General features: G+C 61.5%; 22 protein-coding genes. 10 read left to right on the top strand and 12 right to left on the bottom strand.

Annotation, left to right across the window (positions count from 1 at the left end):
* The first annotated feature begins 138 nt into the window (after nucleotides 1-138).
* On the top strand, nucleotides 139-516 hold the full coding sequence (locus KIO76_RS26220) for a RidA family protein (RefSeq protein WP_213326509.1): 378 nt from the start codon (nucleotides 139-141) through the stop codon (nucleotides 514-516).
* A 78-nt stretch (nucleotides 517-594) separates the two neighbouring features.
* On the opposite strand, the gene KIO76_RS26215 is transcribed toward KIO76_RS26220, so the two are convergent.
* The 7 genes from KIO76_RS26215 to KIO76_RS26185 all read right to left on the bottom strand — a co-directional run bounded on the left by KIO76_RS26215 (nucleotide 595) and on the right by KIO76_RS26185 (nucleotide 7349).
* On the bottom strand, nucleotides 595-1899 hold the full coding sequence (locus KIO76_RS26215; RefSeq protein ID WP_213326508.1) for a branched-chain amino acid ABC transporter permease: 1305 nt from the start codon (nucleotides 1897-1899) through the stop codon (nucleotides 595-597).
* A complete protein-coding gene (locus KIO76_RS26210; RefSeq protein ID WP_213326507.1) occupies nucleotides 1896-2906 on the bottom strand; it encodes a branched-chain amino acid ABC transporter permease in 1011 nt (336 codons plus the stop codon). The genes KIO76_RS26215 and KIO76_RS26210 overlap by 4 nt, the downstream gene beginning before the upstream one ends.
* A 4-nt stretch (nucleotides 2907-2910) precedes the next feature.
* Nucleotides 2911-3591: an ABC transporter ATP-binding protein gene (locus KIO76_RS26205; protein ID WP_213327119.1), complete on the bottom strand. Its 681-nt coding sequence runs from the start codon at nucleotides 3589-3591 to the stop codon at nucleotides 2911-2913.
* A 47-nt stretch (nucleotides 3592-3638) separates the two neighbouring features.
* On the bottom strand, nucleotides 3639-4454 hold the full coding sequence (locus KIO76_RS26200; protein ID WP_213326506.1) for an ABC transporter ATP-binding protein: 816 nt from the start codon (nucleotides 4452-4454) through the stop codon (nucleotides 3639-3641).
* A gap of 214 nt (nucleotides 4455-4668) precedes the next feature.
* Nucleotides 4669-5865, bottom strand: a complete 1197-nt coding sequence (locus tag KIO76_RS26195; RefSeq protein ID WP_249730047.1) for an ABC transporter substrate-binding protein — start codon at nucleotides 5863-5865, stop codon at nucleotides 4669-4671.
* Nucleotides 5866-5997: 132 nt separating this feature from the next.
* Nucleotides 5998-6864, bottom strand: coding sequence for a hormone-sensitive lipase (locus tag KIO76_RS26190; protein ID WP_213326505.1), 867 nt, complete (start codon nucleotides 6862-6864; stop codon nucleotides 5998-6000).
* A gap of 173 nt (nucleotides 6865-7037) precedes the next feature.
* A complete protein-coding gene (locus tag KIO76_RS26185) occupies nucleotides 7038-7349 on the bottom strand; it encodes a hypothetical protein (RefSeq protein WP_213326504.1) in 312 nt (103 codons plus the stop codon).
* A 33-nt stretch (nucleotides 7350-7382) separates the two neighbouring features.
* Between KIO76_RS26185 and KIO76_RS26180 the strand changes: the two genes are divergently transcribed.
* The gene (locus tag KIO76_RS26180) at nucleotides 7383-7589 is read left to right on the top strand and encodes a hypothetical protein (protein ID WP_213326503.1); all 207 of its coding nucleotides are present in this window, start codon (nucleotides 7383-7385) and stop codon (nucleotides 7587-7589) included.
* A gap of 51 nt (nucleotides 7590-7640) precedes the next feature.
* Here KIO76_RS26180 and KIO76_RS26175 read toward each other — a convergent pair whose 3' ends face one another.
* From KIO76_RS26175 to KIO76_RS26165, 3 genes are all read right to left on the bottom strand, one after another.
* A complete protein-coding gene (locus KIO76_RS26175) occupies nucleotides 7641-7862 on the bottom strand; it encodes a hypothetical protein (protein WP_213326502.1) in 222 nt (73 codons plus the stop codon).
* A 168-nt stretch (nucleotides 7863-8030) separates the two neighbouring features.
* Entirely contained in the window at nucleotides 8031-8783 is a 753-nt protein-coding gene (locus KIO76_RS26170) for a bestrophin-like domain (RefSeq protein WP_213327117.1), read from the bottom strand.
* A gap of 203 nt (nucleotides 8784-8986) precedes the next feature.
* Complete coding sequence (locus KIO76_RS26165; RefSeq protein WP_213326501.1) at nucleotides 8987-10021, bottom strand: LacI family DNA-binding transcriptional regulator; 1035 nt, start codon at nucleotides 10019-10021, stop codon at nucleotides 8987-8989.
* 259 nt (nucleotides 10022-10280) lie between these two features.
* Between KIO76_RS26165 and KIO76_RS26160 the strand changes: the two genes are divergently transcribed.
* The 8 genes from KIO76_RS26160 (at nucleotide 10281) to KIO76_RS26125 (ending at nucleotide 17914) form a co-directional block, all read left to right on the top strand.
* Complete coding sequence (locus KIO76_RS26160; protein ID WP_213326500.1) at nucleotides 10281-11525, top strand: ABC transporter substrate-binding protein; 1245 nt, start codon at nucleotides 10281-10283, stop codon at nucleotides 11523-11525.
* Nucleotides 11526-11622: 97 nt separating this feature from the next.
* Nucleotides 11623-12441, top strand: a complete 819-nt coding sequence (locus KIO76_RS26155; RefSeq protein ID WP_213326499.1) for a sugar phosphate isomerase/epimerase family protein — start codon at nucleotides 11623-11625, stop codon at nucleotides 12439-12441.
* Between the two features lie 33 nt (nucleotides 12442-12474).
* Nucleotides 12475-13413 carry a carbohydrate ABC transporter permease gene (locus KIO76_RS26150; RefSeq protein WP_213326498.1) on the top strand — a complete coding sequence of 313 codons (939 nt, stop codon included), beginning with the start codon at nucleotides 12475-12477 and terminating at the stop codon, nucleotides 13411-13413.
* Nucleotides 13410-14300, top strand: a complete 891-nt coding sequence (locus KIO76_RS26145) for a carbohydrate ABC transporter permease (protein WP_213326497.1) — start codon at nucleotides 13410-13412, stop codon at nucleotides 14298-14300. The genes KIO76_RS26150 and KIO76_RS26145 overlap by 4 nt, the downstream gene beginning before the upstream one ends.
* Nucleotides 14297-15031 carry an SDR family oxidoreductase gene (locus KIO76_RS26140; RefSeq protein ID WP_213326496.1) on the top strand — a complete coding sequence of 245 codons (735 nt, stop codon included), beginning with the start codon at nucleotides 14297-14299 and terminating at the stop codon, nucleotides 15029-15031. The genes KIO76_RS26145 and KIO76_RS26140 overlap by 4 nt, the downstream gene beginning before the upstream one ends.
* An 11-nt stretch (nucleotides 15032-15042) precedes the next feature.
* Entirely contained in the window at nucleotides 15043-16215 is a 1173-nt protein-coding gene (locus tag KIO76_RS26135) for a Gfo/Idh/MocA family protein (RefSeq protein ID WP_213326495.1), read from the top strand.
* A 32-nt stretch (nucleotides 16216-16247) separates the two neighbouring features.
* Entirely contained in the window at nucleotides 16248-17051 is an 804-nt protein-coding gene (locus KIO76_RS26130) for a VOC family protein (RefSeq protein WP_213326494.1), read from the top strand.
* Entirely contained in the window at nucleotides 17048-17914 is an 867-nt protein-coding gene (locus tag KIO76_RS26125) for a sugar phosphate isomerase/epimerase family protein (RefSeq protein ID WP_213326493.1), read from the top strand. Before KIO76_RS26130 ends, KIO76_RS26125 begins: the two co-directional genes overlap by 4 nt.
* A gap of 767 nt (nucleotides 17915-18681) precedes the next feature.
* On the opposite strand, the gene KIO76_RS26120 is transcribed toward KIO76_RS26125, so the two are convergent.
* Together KIO76_RS26120 and KIO76_RS26115 are read right to left on the bottom strand one after the other, a co-directional pair.
* Nucleotides 18682-20043 carry an amidase gene (locus KIO76_RS26120; RefSeq protein ID WP_213327115.1) on the bottom strand — a complete coding sequence of 454 codons (1362 nt, stop codon included), beginning with the start codon at nucleotides 20041-20043 and terminating at the stop codon, nucleotides 18682-18684.
* A gap of 14 nt (nucleotides 20044-20057) precedes the next feature.
* Nucleotides 20058-20438: a cupin domain-containing protein gene (locus KIO76_RS26115; protein ID WP_213326492.1), complete on the bottom strand. Its 381-nt coding sequence runs from the start codon at nucleotides 20436-20438 to the stop codon at nucleotides 20058-20060.
* Between the last annotated feature and the right edge of the window lie 40 nt (nucleotides 20439-20478).

Genomic DNA, 20478 nt, shown 5'->3' with positions numbered 1-20478 from the left:
CCTTCGTTAAGGTCTCCTCCAGAGCATCGGCCCGAAAAGTGGAACGCCTCTTTTTGGGCAAAGCCGATGCACGAACAAAGAGCTGCGGCACCGGGCCGGAAACGGCCCGATGCCGCAGCAACATGAGGAGCTTCACCTATGAAGAACCGGATCTTCTCCGGAGCACCGTCCGAGGACTTCGCCGGCTATGCCAAGGCGGTGATCGACGGCCCGACGATTTATGTCTCGGGCACGATGGGGCAGGATGCCACGGGAGCCTTGCCCGAAGGCGTGACGGAACAGGCACGCAATGCGCTCGCCTCCATCGACGCGGCACTGGTCAAGGCAGGCGCCAGCCTGAAGAACGCGGTCGCCTGCCGAGTCTACATCACAGATCCCGGTTATCTCAAGGAGGTGGCGCTCGTCCTGGGCGAGGTCTTCCGGGATATCCGCCCGACCAACACGCTCCTTGTCTGCCAGCTTCCCGCACCCGGTGCCAAAATAGAGATCGAGGTGACGGCCTCGACGCGCGTGTAGCGGTCTGTGGACATGCAGCATTCCCCCAGATGTCGTTACCGGAGAGAAACCGCTGATGACATCTGAGGGGCTTCCCGGTCACTTTCCCGGTATGAGGCCCTGAGGCCTGAACCGCAGCACAACAATCAGGATCACACCCATCACGAGGAGCCGCATATGTGCGGCGCTTTCCATCAGATGCTGTTTGAGAGCCGATCCGTCGGCCATGCCGGCTGTGGCGAAGGCCATCAGGCTATTGCCCCAAGGCTCGACCTGAACCCACAGGTACCAGATCAGAAAGCCTCCCAGCACCGCGCCAAGATTGCTGCCGGAGCCGCCGACCACGACCATCACCCAGATCAGGAAGGTGAAGCGCAGAGGCTGGAACGCGCCGGGGGTGAGCTGCCCTTCCAGGGTGGCGAGCATCGCGCCCGCAATGCCCAGCACGGCGCAGCCGAGGACAAAGATCTGCAGGTGCCTGCGCGTCACGTCCTTGCCCATCGCGGCGGCGGCCACCTCGTTGTCGCGGATGGCGCGCATCATGCGACCCCAGGGGGAATGCAGCGCTGCCTCCGACAACAAGACGAGCACCAGCAGCACCGCGAGGAACATGCCGGCATAGATGAGCTTGATGGCCACGGCCGAGGCGGCGACGGAATCGGCCCCCATCCATGAGGCCAGCGAGAGGAAGCTCTGGCTGGCCTGAAGGTCCACCTCGAAAGGAACGGGACGGGGAATATCGACAACGTTTTTGACGCCGCGATCCAGCCAGTCTTCGTTCTTCATCACCGCGATGACGATTTCGGCAATACCGAGCGTCGCGATGGCGAGATAATCCGAGCGCAACCCGAGCGCGGTCTTGCCGATGAGCCAGCCGGCACCCGCCGCGAGCAGGCCGCCGACCGGCCATGACAGGAGCACGGGTAGCCCGAGACCGCCGATATTGCCCTGCAGCGCGGGATTGATCGCCTCGACGGCGGCGACGGCGGGATCGAGGATCCAGCGATAGACAACGAGGCCGGAGATCAGCAGCACGGCTACGGCGAGGATCCGCGCCCGGCCTCGCGGCAGCCGGCGATGAAGCAGCGCCGCGGCGGCGATGACGGCCGCGCCGAACAGCAAGGCTGCCAGGATCCAGAAACCTCCGGCCTGCCAGGCGCCGGGTACGGGATCGAGCGCCACGAGGACCGTCGCGAGACCGCCGAGGGCGACGAAACCCATCGTGCCGACGTTGTACAGGCCGGCATAACCCCACTGGATATTGACCCCGAGCGCCATGATCGCGGAGATCAGGCCCATGTTGACGATCGTCAGCGCCGCGTTCCAGCTCTGCGTCAGGCCGGTAAGCGCGATCAGCACGCCGACCGCCAGGAAAAGCAGGAGGTTGCGTGTCGCCGGGTTCATGCCGCCCTGCCGCGAAAGATGCCGGTTGGCCGGAACAGAAGGACGAGAACGAGAACCGTGAAGCTGACCGCGACCTTGTAGTCGGTGCTCAGGAGCTGCAGCAGTCCCTCCGGCTCCCAGCCGGCGGGGAGCAGGTAGGCTGCGACCTTCCTGAAGCTGTAGGTGAAGACGATCTCGGAGAAGGCAACGACAAAGCCGCCGGCGACGGCGCCGAGCGGATTGCCGAGCCCGCCGACGACGGCGGCGGCGAAAACGGGCAGCAGGAGCTGGAAATAGGTGATCGGCCGGAATGACTTGTCGAGGCCGTAGAGGACCCCGGCGAGCGTGGCGAGCGCCGCCGACACGATCCAGACGATCCTCACGACGCGCTCGGGATCGATGCCCGAAAGCAGGGCGAGGTTTTCATTGTCGGAAAAGGCCCGCATGGATTTGCCGGTACGGGTGCATTTCAGGAACCAGTGCAGCCAGCCGACGACGATGACCGTGGTCGCGAGCGTGATGACTTGCGTCGTGCGCAGCGCCATCGTCTCCGCCAGCCCCGTCCACTGGCGGAACTGCGCCGCGGTGAATATGAAACGCGCCCCGTCGGCGAACTGGCGATCATCGACCCCGATGAAGATGCGGACCAGCCCGCCCATGACGAACATGACGCCCAGCGAGGTCATCACCAACGTGATGGAATGGACCCGCTTCATGCGATAGGGGCGATAGACCAGCCGGTCGGTCGCCAGGACCACCAGGATGGTGGCGATGACGCCGGCGGGCAGGGCGAGCAGCGCGACCGGCAGCGGCGCAACGCTCACCCCGGCCGCCTGCAGCGCCCATGTCGTCAGGATGGTCGCCATGGTGCCGAAGGCCATGGTGTCGCCGTGCGCGAAATTCGAGAAGCGCAGGATGCCATAGACCAGGGTCACCCCCAGCGCGCCGAGCGCCAGTTGGCAGCCATAGGTCATGGCCGGCAGCAGGACGAAATTCGTGAAGGCGACGAGCGCGTTGAGCACATCCATGCCGTCAGCCCCCCAGAAAGGTGCTGCGCACCTCGGGGTCGGCGAGCAATTCCTTGCCTGTTCCGGTGAAGCGGTTCGCACCCAGCACCAGCACATAGCCACGATCGGCGATCTCGAGGGCTTGCCGGGCGTTCTGCTCCACCATCAAAACCGTGACGCCGATCCGAGCGATATCGATGATGCGGTCGAATAATTCATCCATGACGATCGGACTGACGCCGGCCGTCGGCTCGTCGAGGAGGAGGACGGACGGTTCGGTCATCAGGGCCCGGCCGACCGCGACCTGCTGGCGCTGCCCGCCTGACAGCTCGCCGGCGGCTTGGAAGCGCTTGTCTCTGAGCACGGGAAACAGGGAATAGACCTGTTCCATTGTCGCCTTGAAATCATCGCGCCGCAGGAAGGCTCCCATCTCGAGATTTTCCTCCACCGTCATGGAAGGAAACACATTTTCTGTCTGCGGCACGAAAGCCATGCCCCTGGCGACGCGCTCCTGCGGCCGAAGATGGGTTATATCCTCGCCGCCTAGCTGCACGGTTCCCTCACGTAATCGCAGCATGCCGAAGATGGCCTTCATGGCCGTTGATTTGCCCGCGCCATTGGGACCGACGATGACAGCGATTTGGCCTTTCTCGACCGCGATGCTACAGCCGTTGAGGATGTCGGCGCCGCCGTAGCCACCTGTCATGCTCGCGCCGACCAGAAAAGGCGAGGCGCCCGCAGTAAGGCTTGCCGTCACGGTTCGGCTCCGCCAATCATCGCCTCTGAAATGTCCTTGCCAACGAGCTTGTTCTTCAAGCCAGTGCCGAGATAGGCCTCTATCACCAGCTCGATGCGCACGATTTCCGCCGGTCGCCCTTCTGCGAGCATTTTGCCCTGAGCCATGACGATAACCCTGTCGCAAAGGCGCGCTATGAAATCCATGTCGTGCTCGATGACGCAGAAGGTGTAGCCACGCTCCCTATTCAAGCGCACGATCGCGTCGCCGATCGTTCGAAGGAGAGTCCGGTTCACGCCCGCGCCTACCTCATCCAGAAAGACGATGCGTGCGTCGACCATCATTGTGCGGCCGATCTCGAGCAGCTTCTTCTGGCCGCCGGACAGATTCCCCGCCAGAGCGTCACGTAGGTGGCCGAGTTCGAGGAACGCGAGCACCTCCTCTGCCCTGGCGCGTAGCTCATTCTCCTCACGGGCAATCCTGCGTCGATGGACCCAGGTGTTCCAGAGCGTCTCTCCGCTCTGGTTGCCTGGCACCATCATCAAATTCTCCAGCACGCTCATGGTGGGAAATTCGTGGGCGACCTGAAAGGTGCGCAGCACGCCCCGGGCAAAGAGCACGTGCGGCGGCAACCCGGTAATGTCCTCGCCCGCCATGGTGATGCTGCCTGCCGTCGGCTTATGAACACCGGCGATGACGTTGAACAGCGTCGACTTGCCGGCGCCATTCGGCCCGATCAATCCCGTGATAGCTCCGTCCGGGATCGTCAGCGAAACACCGTCGACAGCCCGAAAGCCGCCGAAATGCTTGTGAACATCATGACAAACGATCATCCATCCCCCGCCGATTCCGAGACCGCCAGGCGTGGCGCCTTCCGGCAGATCGGCTAGAGCATCATCCGCCGCAGCTGAGCGCCTCGACGGCGAATGACGCCCTATCGTGTTGAAGCGAAACGTTTTGCTCAGCCGGCCAATTCCGGTCTGTTCGCAATAGGCTGCGGTTGCCCCACTGCCCCTTCGGGCAATGGGCCACCGCTGGCGTGAGCTATCAGTGGAACTTCACCGTCTTCATTTCGCCGTTCTCCACCACGATCTCGCGGTAGGAACCAGCACTTTCACCCTTGCCGATGAACTCGACCGCGGAGCCACCGACATAATCGATGTCGCCGCCATCCTTGAGAATCTTCAACGCCTTGGCAAGTTCGCCGGGATAGATCTTTTCACCCGGAGCATTCACGACGCTCATGATCTTGCTCTTGTAGTCAGCCGGCTTCGCCGATCCCGCCGCCTGCATGGCGAGCAGCATAATTGCTGTGGCATCATAAGTTTCGGGGACGAAAGTCGCCGTGCCGTTGATGCCTGCTGCCTTGGTCATGTCCATAAGCTTCGCAGCCCCCGGGCTATCGGAGCCGGGACGGTCGCCAAAGGCACCGTCGAGCTGCTTGCCGAACTTCTTGATCAGACTTTCGCCCCACATGCCGTTGGGGAAGACGAATTTAGAGAAGGCTCCCGTATCGAGCACTGTCTGAACGACACCGGCACCGCCCTGGTCGGCATAGCCCGCCACGACAATCGCATCGCCGCCAGCGGACGCGAGCGCGCCGATCTCCGCCGAATAATCGCTCTTGCCGTCTTCATGGGGGGCGCTGAGCGTAATCTTGCCGCCGAGCTTCTCGAAGGCGGACTGGATGGAAGAAGCGATGCCTTTCCCATAGTCGTTGTTGGTGTAGCTGATTGCAGCGGATTTGATGCCGCGATCCGTCATGATCTTCGCGAGAATCTCGCCTTCACGAGCGTCGGAGGGCGCCGTGCGAAAGAACAGGCCCTTACCGTCGATCGTCGAGAGGCCCGGCGATGTGGCCGACGGCGAGATCAGGACCATGCCGTTGGGAATGGCGACATTCGTCAGGACTGCGCTCGCGGCGCCTGAGCAGGTAGGCCCGATGATACCGGCCACTTTGTCGGACGTGACTAACCGCTCCGCCGCAGCAGTGGCCGCGCCAGCGTCGATGCAGGTCTCGTCACCCCGGACCGGGATGACCTTGGCCCCATCCAGAAAAATGCCGGAATCACTGACCTCCTTCATCGCAAGTTCAGCGGCTTGCGCCATCGGCGGCGTCAGCGTCTCGATAGGGCCGGTGAAGCCCATTTCGATGCCGATCTTCACGTCAGCGGCATTGGCCATGCTCGACAGCGCCAAGCACGACATGGACGCGACCAGAAGCCCCTTGATTGCTTGTCCCATCAGTTCCCCTCTTACCATCCTGGAACGCTGTGGATTTTTCCAGTCTCGCGTCCGCTTCCAAGAATTTGCAGCCACTATGTGACCTTATCGCGAGCCGTTTCACAATGCGGCTGTCGCGGACGGCCTCATTTTTTAGATTTCGGCTTTTTCACGTGCGTCTGGTCTGCAATCGCAACCGAGCAAGGCCCGCGTCAGGGGATGCTTCGCATCCGCAAGCCCATCGACGATATCGAAATGATGACGATCTGGCTCAACGATAACCGTCGTCGCGGCTCCCAACCCACCCCAGATATTCGCGAGCAGCGCGTTCTGGCGGAGAAACTCCTGGCGTTCCGCCCCGCCCGCCCAACAGAGGATCCGTGCTCCGACCATCGGCCACAGCAACGCAGGACTTTCGGCCGTCGCCTCAGGCTCATCGATCCGCAATACCTCGTTCATGCTCGTCTTCATCAAGGGACGCAGGTCATGAAGCCCTGAGATTGAGACCACGTTTCGGATGCGATCCCGCACGGCGTTGTCCAGAGGTGATGTCGCGGAAATCATCCGACTGACCAAATGTCCGCCCGCCGAATGTCCGCTCAGCACGATCGGACCCTCGATCAGGGCCGCAGCCGTCGCGATCGCCTCGCCAATCTCGCGCACAATGCCGGAAATTCTGATGTGAGGGCACAGGGTATAGGCCGGCATTGCGACAGCCCAACCGCTATCCACCGACCCGGCCGCGAGATGCGACCAAGCCAGTTGATCGGACTCCATCCAATAGCCACCATGGACGAAAACCATCAGCCCCTTCGGCTTGGCTGCGGGCAGAAAAAGATCGAGCCGCTGGCGTGGGGCGCTGCCGTAGGCGACATCCATTCCAGCACGACCAGCGGCTGAGAGACCATCGCGAAATTGTTGTGCCGCATCGATCCAGCGCGCTGGCCATTGCTCACCGCCAGCGATGTTGTCACTGTTCGAGTAAGCACTGTCCCAGTCCTCGATGGAATACTCGAGCATGGGGTCCTCCCGTCGACGGTGCCTTAGCAATGGCCAACCGGGGCGGGCTTGGTCAAGAGGTCCAGATTAAAAAATTTCAAGCCTAAACTAAATATGGCCGCGAGCGCCCACTCCAAAGTCGTACCAATGGCCCTCAAAGCATGAAAGTCTGAGGATAGACGACCTTCGCTCGCTCAATGCGTTCGAGCCCATCCGTCGCTCGAAGGGTTCGCACGCAGATAATCCTCAACCCGGGTGCGCGCTTGATCAGGCACGTGCTCCAGCCCGTAGTAGCGAACCGAGACCCACGACATGAACGCGATGATATCGTCGGAGGTCTTGCCGAGCGCATCAACGATCATCTTCGACAGCATATCGAGGTCCTGGGGGGCGAGCATGATGCCGGTTTCCCTCTGGAAGGCGTGACGCATGATGTCGTTGTCGTAGGCCCACATCACGAAGTCGCGCCATGCCATGGGGTTGGGAGCGTCAGTGGCGGTGCCCATACGTCGTCTCAGTCGTGGCGAAAAGCCATGTGAATGACAGATGTTATGTATCTGTCAATCGCAACAGTTCCAGGCTCAACAGCAACATGCCCGCTCGGCCGCGTCATCGCCTTCGCGGCGGTGGTCGCGGCCGTATCGGCGAGCCAGAACTTGAACCTTGAGGGCCTTGCCGGTTCTGCACCAAGCGGACGTACAAGCGCGCCGGAACGGCGGCTGTCGGCCTCGACCCGAGCGACATAGCTTCTCAGTCGACTGTTGTAATGGTGGGCGTGCTGTCGAGGGGAACTGCGGCTAATCTTCTTCGTATGTAATCGCTGATATAGCCGCTATCGGGATGAGGGTTCGGAACTTCTTCGCAGGATCGCCAACGACGATGTAATCGGACGCGAGCTCTGTGATGGTGCCATAGGCCTTCGTTTCGCGGTCGTTCAGGATGTAATTCACCGCCTTCTTCGATCCATGGACCGTTTTGAGGAAGGAGAGCAGATTTGCTCGCGTGGCTGTGGGGCTCATTGGTTCTCCTACTCTTTTCGCAACCCAGCATAGCTGCCGCCTCACCATGACGCCATTATGTCATGCAGGTTTGCGGAAGGGCGATCGTTTCACGCACCACCGCGGACATGTCCCCGTCGCCCAAGCCCGCCATTCCTCGATCAGGCGCACGCGTGCCGCTGACATGCCTCAAGGTTGCCCAAGACGATCGATGGCCGAGACGAGCGGTCCTTGGGAAACACGGATAAAGCCGAGGTAGGGGTGATCCATGTCAATAATCAGGGCCAATGCACCGGTTATCGACAGCGAACAGACGAACAGCGTAAAGACGACCGTTCCGTTGCGGGGCGCCAAGAGGCCAAAGGAGCCGAAAAGCAAGGCCAGCCAAACCACTAGGAAGACGACGAAGAGACTTGGAAATTCCTCAGACTCGGTTTCCGGCCTGAGCCAGTGCGCCTCGGCGATTTCACCGCTGAGTTGTAGCGCCCGCGTCTGAAGCCAACGCTGGGCGTTGTTCTCAGCGGACAAGCTCCTTAATCCGTCCTGGATTTGCTCGACATCAAGGCCATCTCCGGCTGGAATCGCAACGTTATAGCCCCCGCTGATCTGGCGCAGCCTTTCCTGAACCAACGTTCGAAGCTCGCCGCGCATCTCCTCCGTTTCTGAGCCGTAGTGGGCCATGACCCGATCGAGCAGGACCACGCGCGCCGACCAAGTTCTCAGCTCAGTATTGGCATCGTCCAGCGACCGCTTTGAAGATGCTATCAACAAGCCGAGGGCGAGGGCAGAAAGGGTTCCGATAATGGCCGTCGCCAGCTTGATCGCATCCCGTGAGTCGCCGGATAGATGTCCGTCCGGCAAGCGGGAGTGCAGGAGCATTCCCAGACACGCAGCGCCAAACACGAAACAAAACGCAATACCACCGATTGCAAGTGGGCTCATGGCTACGCGCCGCCTCTCCATTCATCACATGCGACCGCGGCATATTACAGGAGGCAAACGCCCAAACACGATTCGATATTGTCGTGCACGTCCCCAGAGAACAGGAAGCGCGTCGTATTCCATGGCACTCCCACACACCCAGGCCGCTTCTCACTTTCTGGGGCTGTCCCGCAGAAGCGTCGTTTGGAGCCCGATGGAAGACACTATCCGGCGACGGATCTCATGGATCGTGCGGCAGGGGCCGGTCCAGTCGACTGGCGGACAGTCAACGAGGCCGGAACCTTCTCGCGCTCGCGCAGCATCGGCAGACCGAGGAGACGCGTAAGCAGCATATTGGTCGCCGTGCGTGCGACCTGATCGATCCGAGCCGTCAGGGTCGTGAGCGGTGGGTTGCAGAAGTCCGCCCCAAAGATGTCGTCGCATCCCACGACGCTGATGTCCCCTGGCACCGAAACGCCGAGCTCTGCGAAGCGCTTCAAGCCTGCGATCGCCAGCATATCGTTGAAGAAGAGGCAAGCGGTCACCTTGTGGTGCAGCGCGGCGTCGGCGGCAGCGGCACCTGATTGCGTTTCCCCAAAATGGCCAAGGTTCAGACATTCGACCTGCAACCTGTCCGCCGCGGCCTGCAAAGCCTCCCAGCGTTTCCGGCTGGACCAGGACGAGAGCGGTCCGCCCAGAAAAGCAACGCGCGAGTGACCGAGAGATGCGATGTAATTGAGCGCCTGCGTGACGGCGGTGGACGTGTCCACGACCACGCTTTGTACACCGTCGATTTCCCGGTTCACGACGACCATCGGGAGCTTCTGAGCAATGGCAACAAGACGCTCGTCGGACAGCCTCGATCCGGCGAGCACAACCCCATCGACGGCGACGGAAAGCTCCTGGAGATACTGCTCCTCCAAATCCGCAGATGCTTCGGTATCCACCAGCATATGGCGATAGTTGCGGACCTTGGCTTCCGCCTGAGTGCCACGGATGAGGTCGAAAAAATAGGGATTGGTCGCGCCGGGAATGAGTAGCGCCAGGGTATGGGTGCGGCCGGACGACAGCGAGCGAGCCTGAAGGTTCGGGCGATAGCCAAGCTCCACCGCAACGTTCAGCACATGCTTGCGCATCGTCTCGCTGACACGGCCGGACTGTGTCAGGGCGCGAGACACCGTTGACGTTGCCACCCCGGCCTCACGAGCCACATCCAGGATCGTAACCGCCTCCCTCACAGTCTCCGCACGCTTCTTCATTCCATATCCTCGTGGGCTGCCAGGCCTCTTAGCCGGCACGAACAGAACCTGCCACCGCGAAATAGCCGTTTTATCAAACCTTGGCAAACGTCTGCCAATTTTTGCAAACCTTATGCTGCACCAAAAATGGCAAATTTACACGGTAAATAAAGGAAATGAGTCGGTTGACAACAGACGGCAAGCGATTGCACTGTTAGCTGCCAACGCGAGTTTCGGGTCAACCGAACGTCTTTGCTCATGACAAGTTGGAGGAAAACCGATGAGGGGTGTTTTCGGAACACGTCGGCAGTTCTTGACCGCTGCCGCGACCACGGCGCTATTAGCAGCCGCCAGCAGTGCCCGGTCCGCGCAGTCCAACGTCATCACGATATGGGTGGGAAGCTGGTGGGAGCCCCAGATACCCCTGACACAGCAGCTATGGTCCAAGGATTTTCCGAACGTTCGGCTGAATATTCAGGCCCTGCCGATCAACGGATACCTCGACAAATTTACCGCCGCCGCCCTGGGCGGCTCCCCACCGGACATCGTCGATCTCGACACGACCTGGGTTTCGACCGTTGCAGCACAAGGCCTGCTCGACCCCCTGGACAAGCTGGTCGACAAGGTCCCGGTTGCCGATATTGCTCCGGCGGTGTGGAAGGCGAGCCAGTTTAAAGGAACGCAATACGCCATCCCCATGCGGAGCGGACCGGGCGTATACTACTATAACAAGACCGTCTTCGATAAAGCTGGCGTGCCTTACCCAAAGGACGGGTGGACGTACGCCGACCTGCTTGACGTCGCGCGGAAGATTACGATTCCCGGGCAACAGTATGGTATCGGCGTCCCGGCCGACATCAGCGATCCCTCCAACGTATTGACGTTGTTTGCCCCCATCCTTTGGGCCAAAGGCGGCGATTTCATTACTCCGGACGGTTCGGCACCAGCCATCAACACGCCGCAGTCCGTAGCAGCCATCACTTTCTGGTCCGATCTCTATCTCAAGTACAAGGTTACTCCCGAGGGCACGCCCAACTTTACGACGACTCGAGATATCCAGCCACTGTTCGAAGCCAATAAGGTCGGACTTCTTACCTCATCCTCCAATGCTTTCGACACCTTTTCCAAGAACCCCAACCTCAAATGGGACATGGTGCTCTCCCCTGATGGCGTCAATCGCGGCGGGGGCTGGACCATGGGGGTGCCGGTCGGCGCGAGCAACCCGGATGGGGCCAAGCAGTTCCTCGTATGGCTGTCCCAGCCGGAGGTTCTCGCCAGGGTGCTGAACCGCTTCCCCGCCAACAAAAAGGCGCTGGAGCTCCCACCGTGGAATAATCCAGCAATCGCCATCTTCAAGGAGGCCGAGCAGGGCGCGCGCTCCGTTCCGTCAGTGGCCGGCTGGTTCCAGATGCAGGAGGCAACGATCGTCGAGTTGCAGAAAATCCTGGTGGGCCAGAAGACACCACAACAAGCGGCAGATGCGGCAGCTGTCACCATTGCGCGAATTATTTCGGAAAACAAATAATTCGCTCCCAAGGCACGACGCAAACTCTCCAGGGTGGTCTTCGCGCGCCGCGCAAGGGCGCTGCGGACCGGCGGACAGCGCTACGGCGGGAACTTCGATGATCAGATATGGCTTTAGCACAATAGGCTGCCCGAACTATGATATTCCGCAAGTCATCGCGCTTGCGCGTGCGCATGGTTTCACGGGCGTCGAAATCCGGTTCCTGCATGGAACGGTAGATCTCCCTTCGCTTGCGGAATTTTCACCTCCTGGTCTTGCGGACACGCGCAAACGTTTCCACGACGCCGGCATTGAGGTCGTGGGGATCAGTACGGGCGTTCGCATGGTTTCGCTCGACCCCGCGGTCCGCGAGCAGCAACGGGATGCCGCAAGGGTCAATCTCGATATCGCGATGGGACTCGGCGCACGCTACCTCAGGCTCTTCGGTGGCCCCATCCCGGCCGAACAGGACCGTGAGCGCAGTCTCGATGCCGTCGCGCAGGGCCTTGGAGAGATCGCTGACCTCACCCATGCGGCTGGCGTTCACTCCCTGATCGAAACGCACGACGCCTTCTGCCGCGCGGACAGCATCCTTGATCTTTACAAGCGCGGAGCCAGCGGCAATCTCGGGGTTCTCTGGGACACACTCCATTCCTATCGCCACGGCGAAACCGGGGAGGAGACCTGGGCCAAGCTCAACCACCGCATCAAGCTCGTCCATGTGAAGGACGCCAACATTGCGACGCCGGAGAAATTCGACTTCGCGCTGACCGGCGAAGGCAAAGTGCCCGTGGCCTCGTTCCTCGACCTTCTCGAACAAAAGGGTTTCGACGGCTTCGTCAACTTCGAATGGGAAAAGGGCTGGCATCCGGAGATCGCCGAACCCGAGATCGCCATTCCCCATTTCGCCCGTTTCATCGCCAGCCGGGGAGGATAAGCCGTGGCCGCTTCGCACGCAGGAGCCGGGCCGATGGTCGCCACGCACCGGACAGCGGCGCGGCGCAGCCAGAGCATCAGCCTCAAGGCACAGCGCCGACGACGTGCCTATCTGCTCGTGGCGCCGGCCGTTGTCCTGATTGCGTTGATGATGATCTACCCGATTGTTCAGACGATTTACTTCAGTTTTTCAAAAGTTCAGCTTCCCGCACTTCGAACGACGTTTGTTGGATTTGATAATTTTGTTCGGATTCTCAACAATCCGGAGACGGGCCCGCTAGTGCGACGCACCCTTGTCTGGATCGCCGGTAGTGTCGCACTGAAGATGACGCTGGGACTGGTCGCTGCACTCGTCTTCAATGCGAAGGTTCGCGGGACGGTTTGGATGCGAGTGCTCGTGATCCTGCCCTGGGCCATCCCGTCCGTTGTGGGTGCCAATCTCTGGCGCTGGATCGTGCAGACCGATGCGGGTGTCCTCAACCAGACGCTGCGGTCCTGGGGCCTCGAGAGTTGGGCGCTCAACTGGCTTGGTGACCCGAGCACGGCCATGTTCACCGTTATCGTTGCCTATTCCTGGGGCGGCTTTGCCTTCGTCATGCTGCTTATTCTTGCAAGACTTCAAGGATTACCGGAGGACATCAACGAGGCCGCGCGCGTCGACGGCGCCAACTGGTGGCAAATATTTCGCTACATCACCCTGCCCTCGCTGAGCGGTGTGCTCGCCGTGGCGCTGATCCTCGAAATCGTCAGCGGCATGAACTCTTTCGATACCCTGATGATCATGACCGGCGGCGGCCCCGCCAACGCCACACGGATCTGGGGCATCGACATCTACAAGACCGGCTTCACCGAGTTCAATCTCGGCGGCGCCGCCGCGCAGAGCGTACTCATGTTCGCTGCCGTCATCGTCGTCTTCTCCGTCTACGGTGGCGTCAACAGCCGCATCGCGCGTCGCCAGGGAGAGGCCGCATGAGCGCTATCACTTCGATCGGACGGCCAAAGACGGCGCATGACTATGCGATACGTCAGATGGTCGGCACGATCGGCAAATACGTACTCGTCTACGGCCTGGGGCTCGCCTTCGTCCTGTTCAGTACCTTGCCACTGATCTGGGGTATCAGCACCGCACTCAAGGTACCGTCGGAGGTTTACGCCTTTCCGCCGAGCTGGATTCCCACCACGCTGACCTTCGAAAACTTCTTTCTCGTGGTGCAAAACAAAAATCTGCTCCGCGCTTTTCTCAATACGTTGATCATCGCATCAGGGACGACTTTTATCGCGCTGGTTGTCGGCGTTCTCGGCGGCTATGGATTCGCGCGCTATCACTTTCCCGGCCGTAACATGCTGTTGTGGTCGGTGCTGTTCACAAAACTCTTTCCGCGTGTCGTCGTCATCGTCCCGTTCTTCATCACGCTGCGCAATCTGCAGATGATGAACAGCTACCAGGGTCTCATCCTCGTCTACCTGATGGTGACATTCCCGGTTGCCATTTGGCTACTCAAGGGCTTTTTCGACAAGATCCCGGTCGAGATCGAAGAGGCCGCCGTCATCGACGGATGCAACCTTCCGCAACTGCTCTGGTATGTGATCTTGCCCATGTCGCGGCCTGCCATGATTGCGGTGGCCATGTATTCATTCATCCTCGCCTGGAATGAGTTTCTTTTTGCTCTTGTATTCACCAACGGTCTTGAGCGGCGACCACTATCCATCGCACTCGCATTCTTCATCGATGAAAATGGAATTCGCTGGGGAGAGCTGATGGCTGCTTCGGTCGTCATGAGTCTGCCCGCCATCATTGTCTTCAGCTTCGCACAAAAGCTTCTCGTGCGTGGCCTCAGCGACGGAGCCGTAAAAGGATGAACGATCGCAACGGACAGGTGGCCGTCGTGACCGGCGCGAGCCTCGGCGTCGGACGCGCCACCATCTCGGCACTCATGGCTCGTGGCATGGAGGTCATCGCTGCCGCCCGCGACATAGGCCGGCTGGAGACGGCGATCGGCGAGCTCGCCCCGGAGCACCGCGATCATGTCACGCCAATCGCCGCGGATGTGCGTGACGAGAGCGACGTCATACGCCTGAGCCAACAGGCAATAGACCGTTTCGGCCGCATCGACGTCCTGGTGAACAGCGCGGGGGTCAGCATGTCGGCGCGCACCAGGCTCGTCGACAGTACATCGGATGAGTGGCACAAGATCATAGAAACCAATCTAACCGGCACCTACCTCATGTGCCGCGCGTGCCTGCCGCATCTGGAAAGGTCCCCCGACGGCTACATCCTTAATGTGCAGTCGACAGCAGCCTATCGGGCAAGCCCTGGCGTCAGCCTCTATGCGGCGTCGAAGTTCGGCGTGCGCGCGCTCAGCGAGGCGCTGATCGAGGAATATCGAAACTCCAACATCCGCGTGACGTCAGTCAGTCCGGGGCCGATCGACACCAACATCTGGTCGCATAAGGTCGAGCCGCCCTCTGCGGAACGGCGAGCCCTTATGCTGCGGCCAAGCGACATCGCCGACATCGTCGTCTGGCTGCTCGATCGGCCCCGGCACATGCATATCCCCGATATCACCGTCACGCCGTGGACGGGCATCTAGTGAGACAATCGATGAAAAGCGTGTCCGTCGGCTTCATCGGAGCCGGATTCTCCGCCCATCTCCATGTGGAAGGTTTGAAGAAAGTCTACGGTGTTACCGTGCGCCTGGCCGGTGTCACTGCGACGCGCCCGGAGCGCGCGACCGCCTTCGCCAAGGCCCACGGCGTCGCGGAAACATTCGCCACCTGGCAGGATCTCCTCGCGTCCCCAGCAATCGACGTGGTGTGCATCTGTGTGCCGAATGGCCTCCACGCCGAGATTGCCATCGCCGCCGCGCGGGCCGGGAAGCACGTCATCTGCGAGAAGCCGATGACCGGCGCCTTTGGACCGTCCAACGGTCTGACCGGTGCGGCGCGTGCCCATGACGAACGCGAGCGGGCGCTAGCATCAATCGATGCCATCCGCGGGGCGGTGCATAAGGCAGGCGTGCTCTTCCTCTATGCGGAGAACTGGGTCTACGCGCCCGCCATGCTCAAGACGAAGCGCCTCCTCGAAACAGCCAAAGGCGCCATCATCGATATTCGCGCCGAGGAAAGCCACAGCGGCTCCCATGCCCTGCGGTCACGCCGGCGGGAGACGGCCGGCGGCGGCGCGCTGATGATGCTCGGCTCTCATCCCATCGGCGCCGCCCTTCACCTCAAGGACTACGAGGCGCAGGTTGCGGGCGTGGAGCCCATCCGGGCGACGACCGTGACCTGCGAAACACGCGCACTCTACGATACCGAGGCCGTCCGGCGCGCGGGCCACTCCTGGATCGTCTCGGACTGGCAGGATGTCGAAACCTGGGCCAACCTCATCATAGGCTTCAGCGACGGATCGCAGGCGGTTATATCAGCCTCCTTCGCCATGCTTGGCGGTGTTCGCAATACTTTCGAGGTCTACACCACCAACGCGGTCTATCGCGGCAACATGACGCCGAATGACGGGCTGCTCGTCTATACGCCCGATCCCCAGGGCTTCGGCAACGAATACCTGCACGAGAAGATCGAAACCCGGACCGGCTGGATCACGGCCGCGCCGGACGAGGACTGGGTGCGCGGCTATCCGCAGGAAATGCAGGATTTCATGGAAGCGATCGCGTCCGCCAGGCAACCCGTGTCTGGCCTCACCCTCGCGGCCGATGTCGTGGACGTCATCTACGCGGCCTACCAATCAGCGGAAGAGGGGCGGCGCATCAAGCTCTGACCCAGACACAAAGTAAAGACTGGAGACATACGGTGATCTACGAACTGAATCATTTCGGCATCGTGGTGCGCGACCTGCAGAAATCCCTCGATTTCTACCAGGGACTGCTGGGCGCGCGCATCGTCTACAAGGGCTTCATCCCCCCCTCCAAGACAGATGTTATCTACTTGCTCATCGCGGGCGGTCTCATCGAACTGCTGCACCCGGCAGAGCCGGGGCCGGATACCAAGTTCGGCATCACCCACATCGCCTTCATGAGCAACGACCTGGACGCCGATTACGAGCGGCTTACCGGGCTCGGCTACGTCGGGCATGTCGCGCCTAAGGTGGCGGGCAGCGGCGTCGGCCGACTCGCTTTCCTCGGCGATCCCAACGGGGCGCGTGTCGAACTCATCCAGCGCGATGTGCCGATGCGCGACGACCCACCCCAGCATGCTGTCATTCGCGCATTCGATCATTACTCGTTGCTCGCCAACGATCTCGATGGCGCGTTGAAGCTCTATCGCGATGCGATGGGCATGAAGGTGCTCAAAGAGATGACTGTCCCCCACCCGACCAATCCCCTGTCGATCGTTTATCTCAACTGGGACTACGACGTCCTTGAACTGCTTCACCGCCCCTCCCCCGATCCGAAGGCTGAACTCTACGGACATTTCGCGCTGCGCGTGGATAACGTCGACGAGGCCCTGCAGTATTTTGCCGACCACGGCATTCCCGCAGAACCGGGGACACCGAAGGCAGCCGGCACGGGCATTGGCCGCATCGGCATCATTCGCGATCCCGACGGTGTGAAGATCGAACTCGTCGACCGCGCTGATCTGCGAGATCTGCCATGAAGTTCTCCCTGTTCACCGGCTCCTGCCCGGAGTGGACGCCCGAGGAGGTCGCAACGCACTGCGCCGCGCAGGGCTGGGACGCGGTGGAATTCCGGATCGCCGATCAGGCCCCAAGCGCGACGCCGGGCTTCTGGGCCGGGAATCGCGCGACCTTCCCCCTGTCCGGGCTTGAGGATAATGCGGCGCGCCTGGTGGATGTGTCGGGCAGGGTCGGGCTCGCTCTTTCCGGGCTGGCCCCCTATGTTCCCCTAGCGGATCACGCGAATGCCGAGCGTGTATTACGCGTGGCGGCGCAGACCGGTGCCAAGCGTGTGCGCTTCACCTCGCCCAAGCCTGCGGAGGACGTCAGCTTCGACACGCTCTTCACCAAGGCGCGCGCCGATCTCGAGGTTCTTCAGGAAATCGCTAGGCCCTTGGGAGCGCAAGTTGTGGTCCAGATCCACCACGGCAACATTGTCTCGACGGCTTCATGCGCCCGTCGTCTCGTCGAGGGGCTCGATCCGCGGGCCGTCGCCGTCATGCACGATCTGGGCAACACAACCATTGAAGGGCGGGAGGGGCTTCTCAGCCTCAAGATGGGCCTGGAGATCCTCGGCCCTTATCTCGCCCACGTCCATATCAAGAACGCGGTCTGGCAGGCGGCTGGAACTGGCGAGGACGGCGTGGTCCAGTGGAAATGGGCCTGGGCCACCCTGCGCAAGGGTATGGGCGATGTGAAAGCCTACTTCCGAGCTCTGAAGGCCGTTGGCTACGACGGTTGGGTGACGCTCGAGGAGTTCACGACCGAATTGCCCCTGGAGGAACGTCTCGCCGACGACCTCGCCTTCCTCAAGTCTTCTGCCGCGGCGGCCGGCTATCGCTAGAGCCTCTCCGGCGAACTCCGGTTCACCGGAGATCCCACTGCTATATTTCGAAGGGCGCCAGCGCTCTCGTAGACCGTCTCGGTTCCGAACGTTGAGAGGACGGCGCGACGCAGTCACGCCGCCTACCTGGAGGCTGGTGGTGGAACACTGAGGCGATCGTCATGAGAGATCTGCGCCCAGTTCAGTCCTCAAGGGCACACATAACCCGCACCATTTGGCGCGCAGCGAACGCCATTAGGCAATACCAGTTCTCCGCTCAGTTCCCGGCGGACGTATGCGCCATTCGGAAGCGCGAAGCCTCCGCTCGCGTCCGGCGTGACGACTGTGCCGTCGGGCAGGGTGAGCATGTTACCGTTACGTGTTATCTGCTTGGCAGATGGCACGTCCGTAACGGAAGCCTGCCTATGCGGCGCACATGCCGAAAGCACCAACGCGCAAACAATCACGGCCGTCAAACGCATGCCCATAGCAACCGATGTCTCCATGAACTTCGTTTTCCGAATAGCAAAATAACCTCCTCACTACAACCGTGAGGAGAATGTTCATTGCGCGCTCAAGGTGACGGTTGAAATGGAAGTATTGTCCAGGACGCCTGTCCTGCCCTGTTGAAGCTGGCTTAATCGCTTCGGCATGTCAGACGATGCCGAGATCGTCCTTGGCGGCAAATACACGACAACACGGAGAGACTGGACCGGCGCAATTTGGGCCCGAAAAAGTTGAGCCGGTCTCAAGTTCTCGGCTCGCGTGGAGGACCACGGTTGACTTGGTCAGGCGGGCACGTGGGATACCACGGCTTCGGCAGCCGCCGCTATCGCCAGGATCCGTCGATCAAGATCCGTGGCACCAGCGATCGTCAAGCCGACAGGGGCATCGGTGCCGCCATTGCGGACCGGAATCGAGACGGCACAGCCGTCGATCATGTTGATCAGAGTCGCGTTGCGCAGACTGAGAAGATTGGCGCGCGCGAAGGCTTCGTCATCCGCCAGATCGGCAATTCGCGGCGGGACCATCGCGACGCTCGGCATCAACACGGCATCGACCGCCGCCAGACGCCGCGCCGCACGTTCGATCAGCGAGCGGCGAGCCGCGACGAGTTCGATGTAGTCGGCCGCCGTCTGGCTCGCGCCTCGACGGATACGGACAGCGACGCGGGGGTCATAGCCGGCCTCGCTCTTTGCCAGGAGCGCTGCATGCCAGGCATAACTATCCGCGGCCGTGAAGCCGCCCTTGGCGTTGATCGTCGCAACATCGGCGAATTCCGGGAACGGAGCCTCGTCAATCTGCGCTCCGGCGGCCGATAATCGACGCAAGGCAGAAGCGAAAGCCGTCGCTACCTCGGCATCGAGGTCGTCGAGCGCGACCGTTGTCGGCACAAGGAAACGGAGCCCTTTCAACGCCACGGGGCCCAGCGCCGCGAACGGCTCGCCGGCCATCACCGCATCGAGCGCCGCGCAGCAATCCACCGTGCGCGCGATGGGACCGATAGAATCGAGGGCTGATGTCAAAGGCAGCGCGCCCTCGAGCGGCACGCGGCGCGCTGTCGGTTTGAACCCGGCGAGACCGTTGAAAGCAGCCGGAATCCGGCAAGACCCCCCTGTATCCGTGCCGATCGCGCCATGAGCCATGCCGTCTGCGACAGAAATAGCTGCGCCGGAGGATGATCCGCCCGGGACGCGGCCTTCCGCACGCCGCCAGACCGATCGCGGCGTACCGTAATGCGGATTAAGGCCGAGGCCCGAATAGGCGAACTCAGTCATGTTCGTGCGACCGACGACGACGAACCCCGCCCGGCGCAACCGCGCGATCGCCGGCGCGTCATGGGACGCAGGTGGTGCATCCGCAAGAACGCGCGAGCCAGCTGTCGTAACTTCGCCAGCGATGTCGAACAGATCCTTCACCGAGATCGGAATGCCGGCGAAGGGCGATGGCGCCGCCCCCGCACCACGCAGCAGATCCATGGCCTGCGCCGCAGCGCGCGCCTTTGCCGGCGAGACTGAGATGAACGCCCTAGCGCCCTCCCCCGCAGGATCCGCGATCCTCGCCAGGCACTCGTCCACGAGCGCCTCGCTGGTCGTCCGCCCCGCGGCGAGATCGGCGCTCAACTGCATGAGGGAAGGTGCGGTGTTCATCATACAGCCCTGTCTCAGACCGGATCGAAGTAATGGATTTCCAGCAGCATGCAACCACCTTCCGATTTGAAGGGGCCATGGAAGGCTCCCGGAGGACGCACGGCATAGGTGTGCGGCGGGAAGGATTCGCCGCCTTTGCCTTCGGCATCATTCCCCACGGTGAGATCACCGCTCATGAGATAGACCTCCTCCCAATACTCGTGCACGAAGGGAGCTGTCGTGAAGACACCCGGATCGAAGCGCAGGATGCGGGTGCGCGTACCCCGCTTGCCCTCCTCGTCCAGCGCCCCTGAGAGGATCTTTTGCTGAATGCCGCTGGGATAGCCGGGCGGCACCTCCCAACCCGTCGAGAGATCCACTGTCCTGAATTCATCGTGCAGCTTGTTCACGGCCATAGCCAACTGTCTCCAAAAGAACGAGTGATGGGCTGGCGCG

The sequence above is a fragment of the Chelatococcus sp. YT9 genome (assembly GCF_018398315.1).
Taxonomy (GTDB): Bacteria; Pseudomonadota; Alphaproteobacteria; order Rhizobiales; family Beijerinckiaceae; genus Chelatococcus.
The sequence above is the reverse complement of the archived record's forward strand: the minus strand, read 5'-3'. Positions and strand labels throughout refer to the sequence as shown.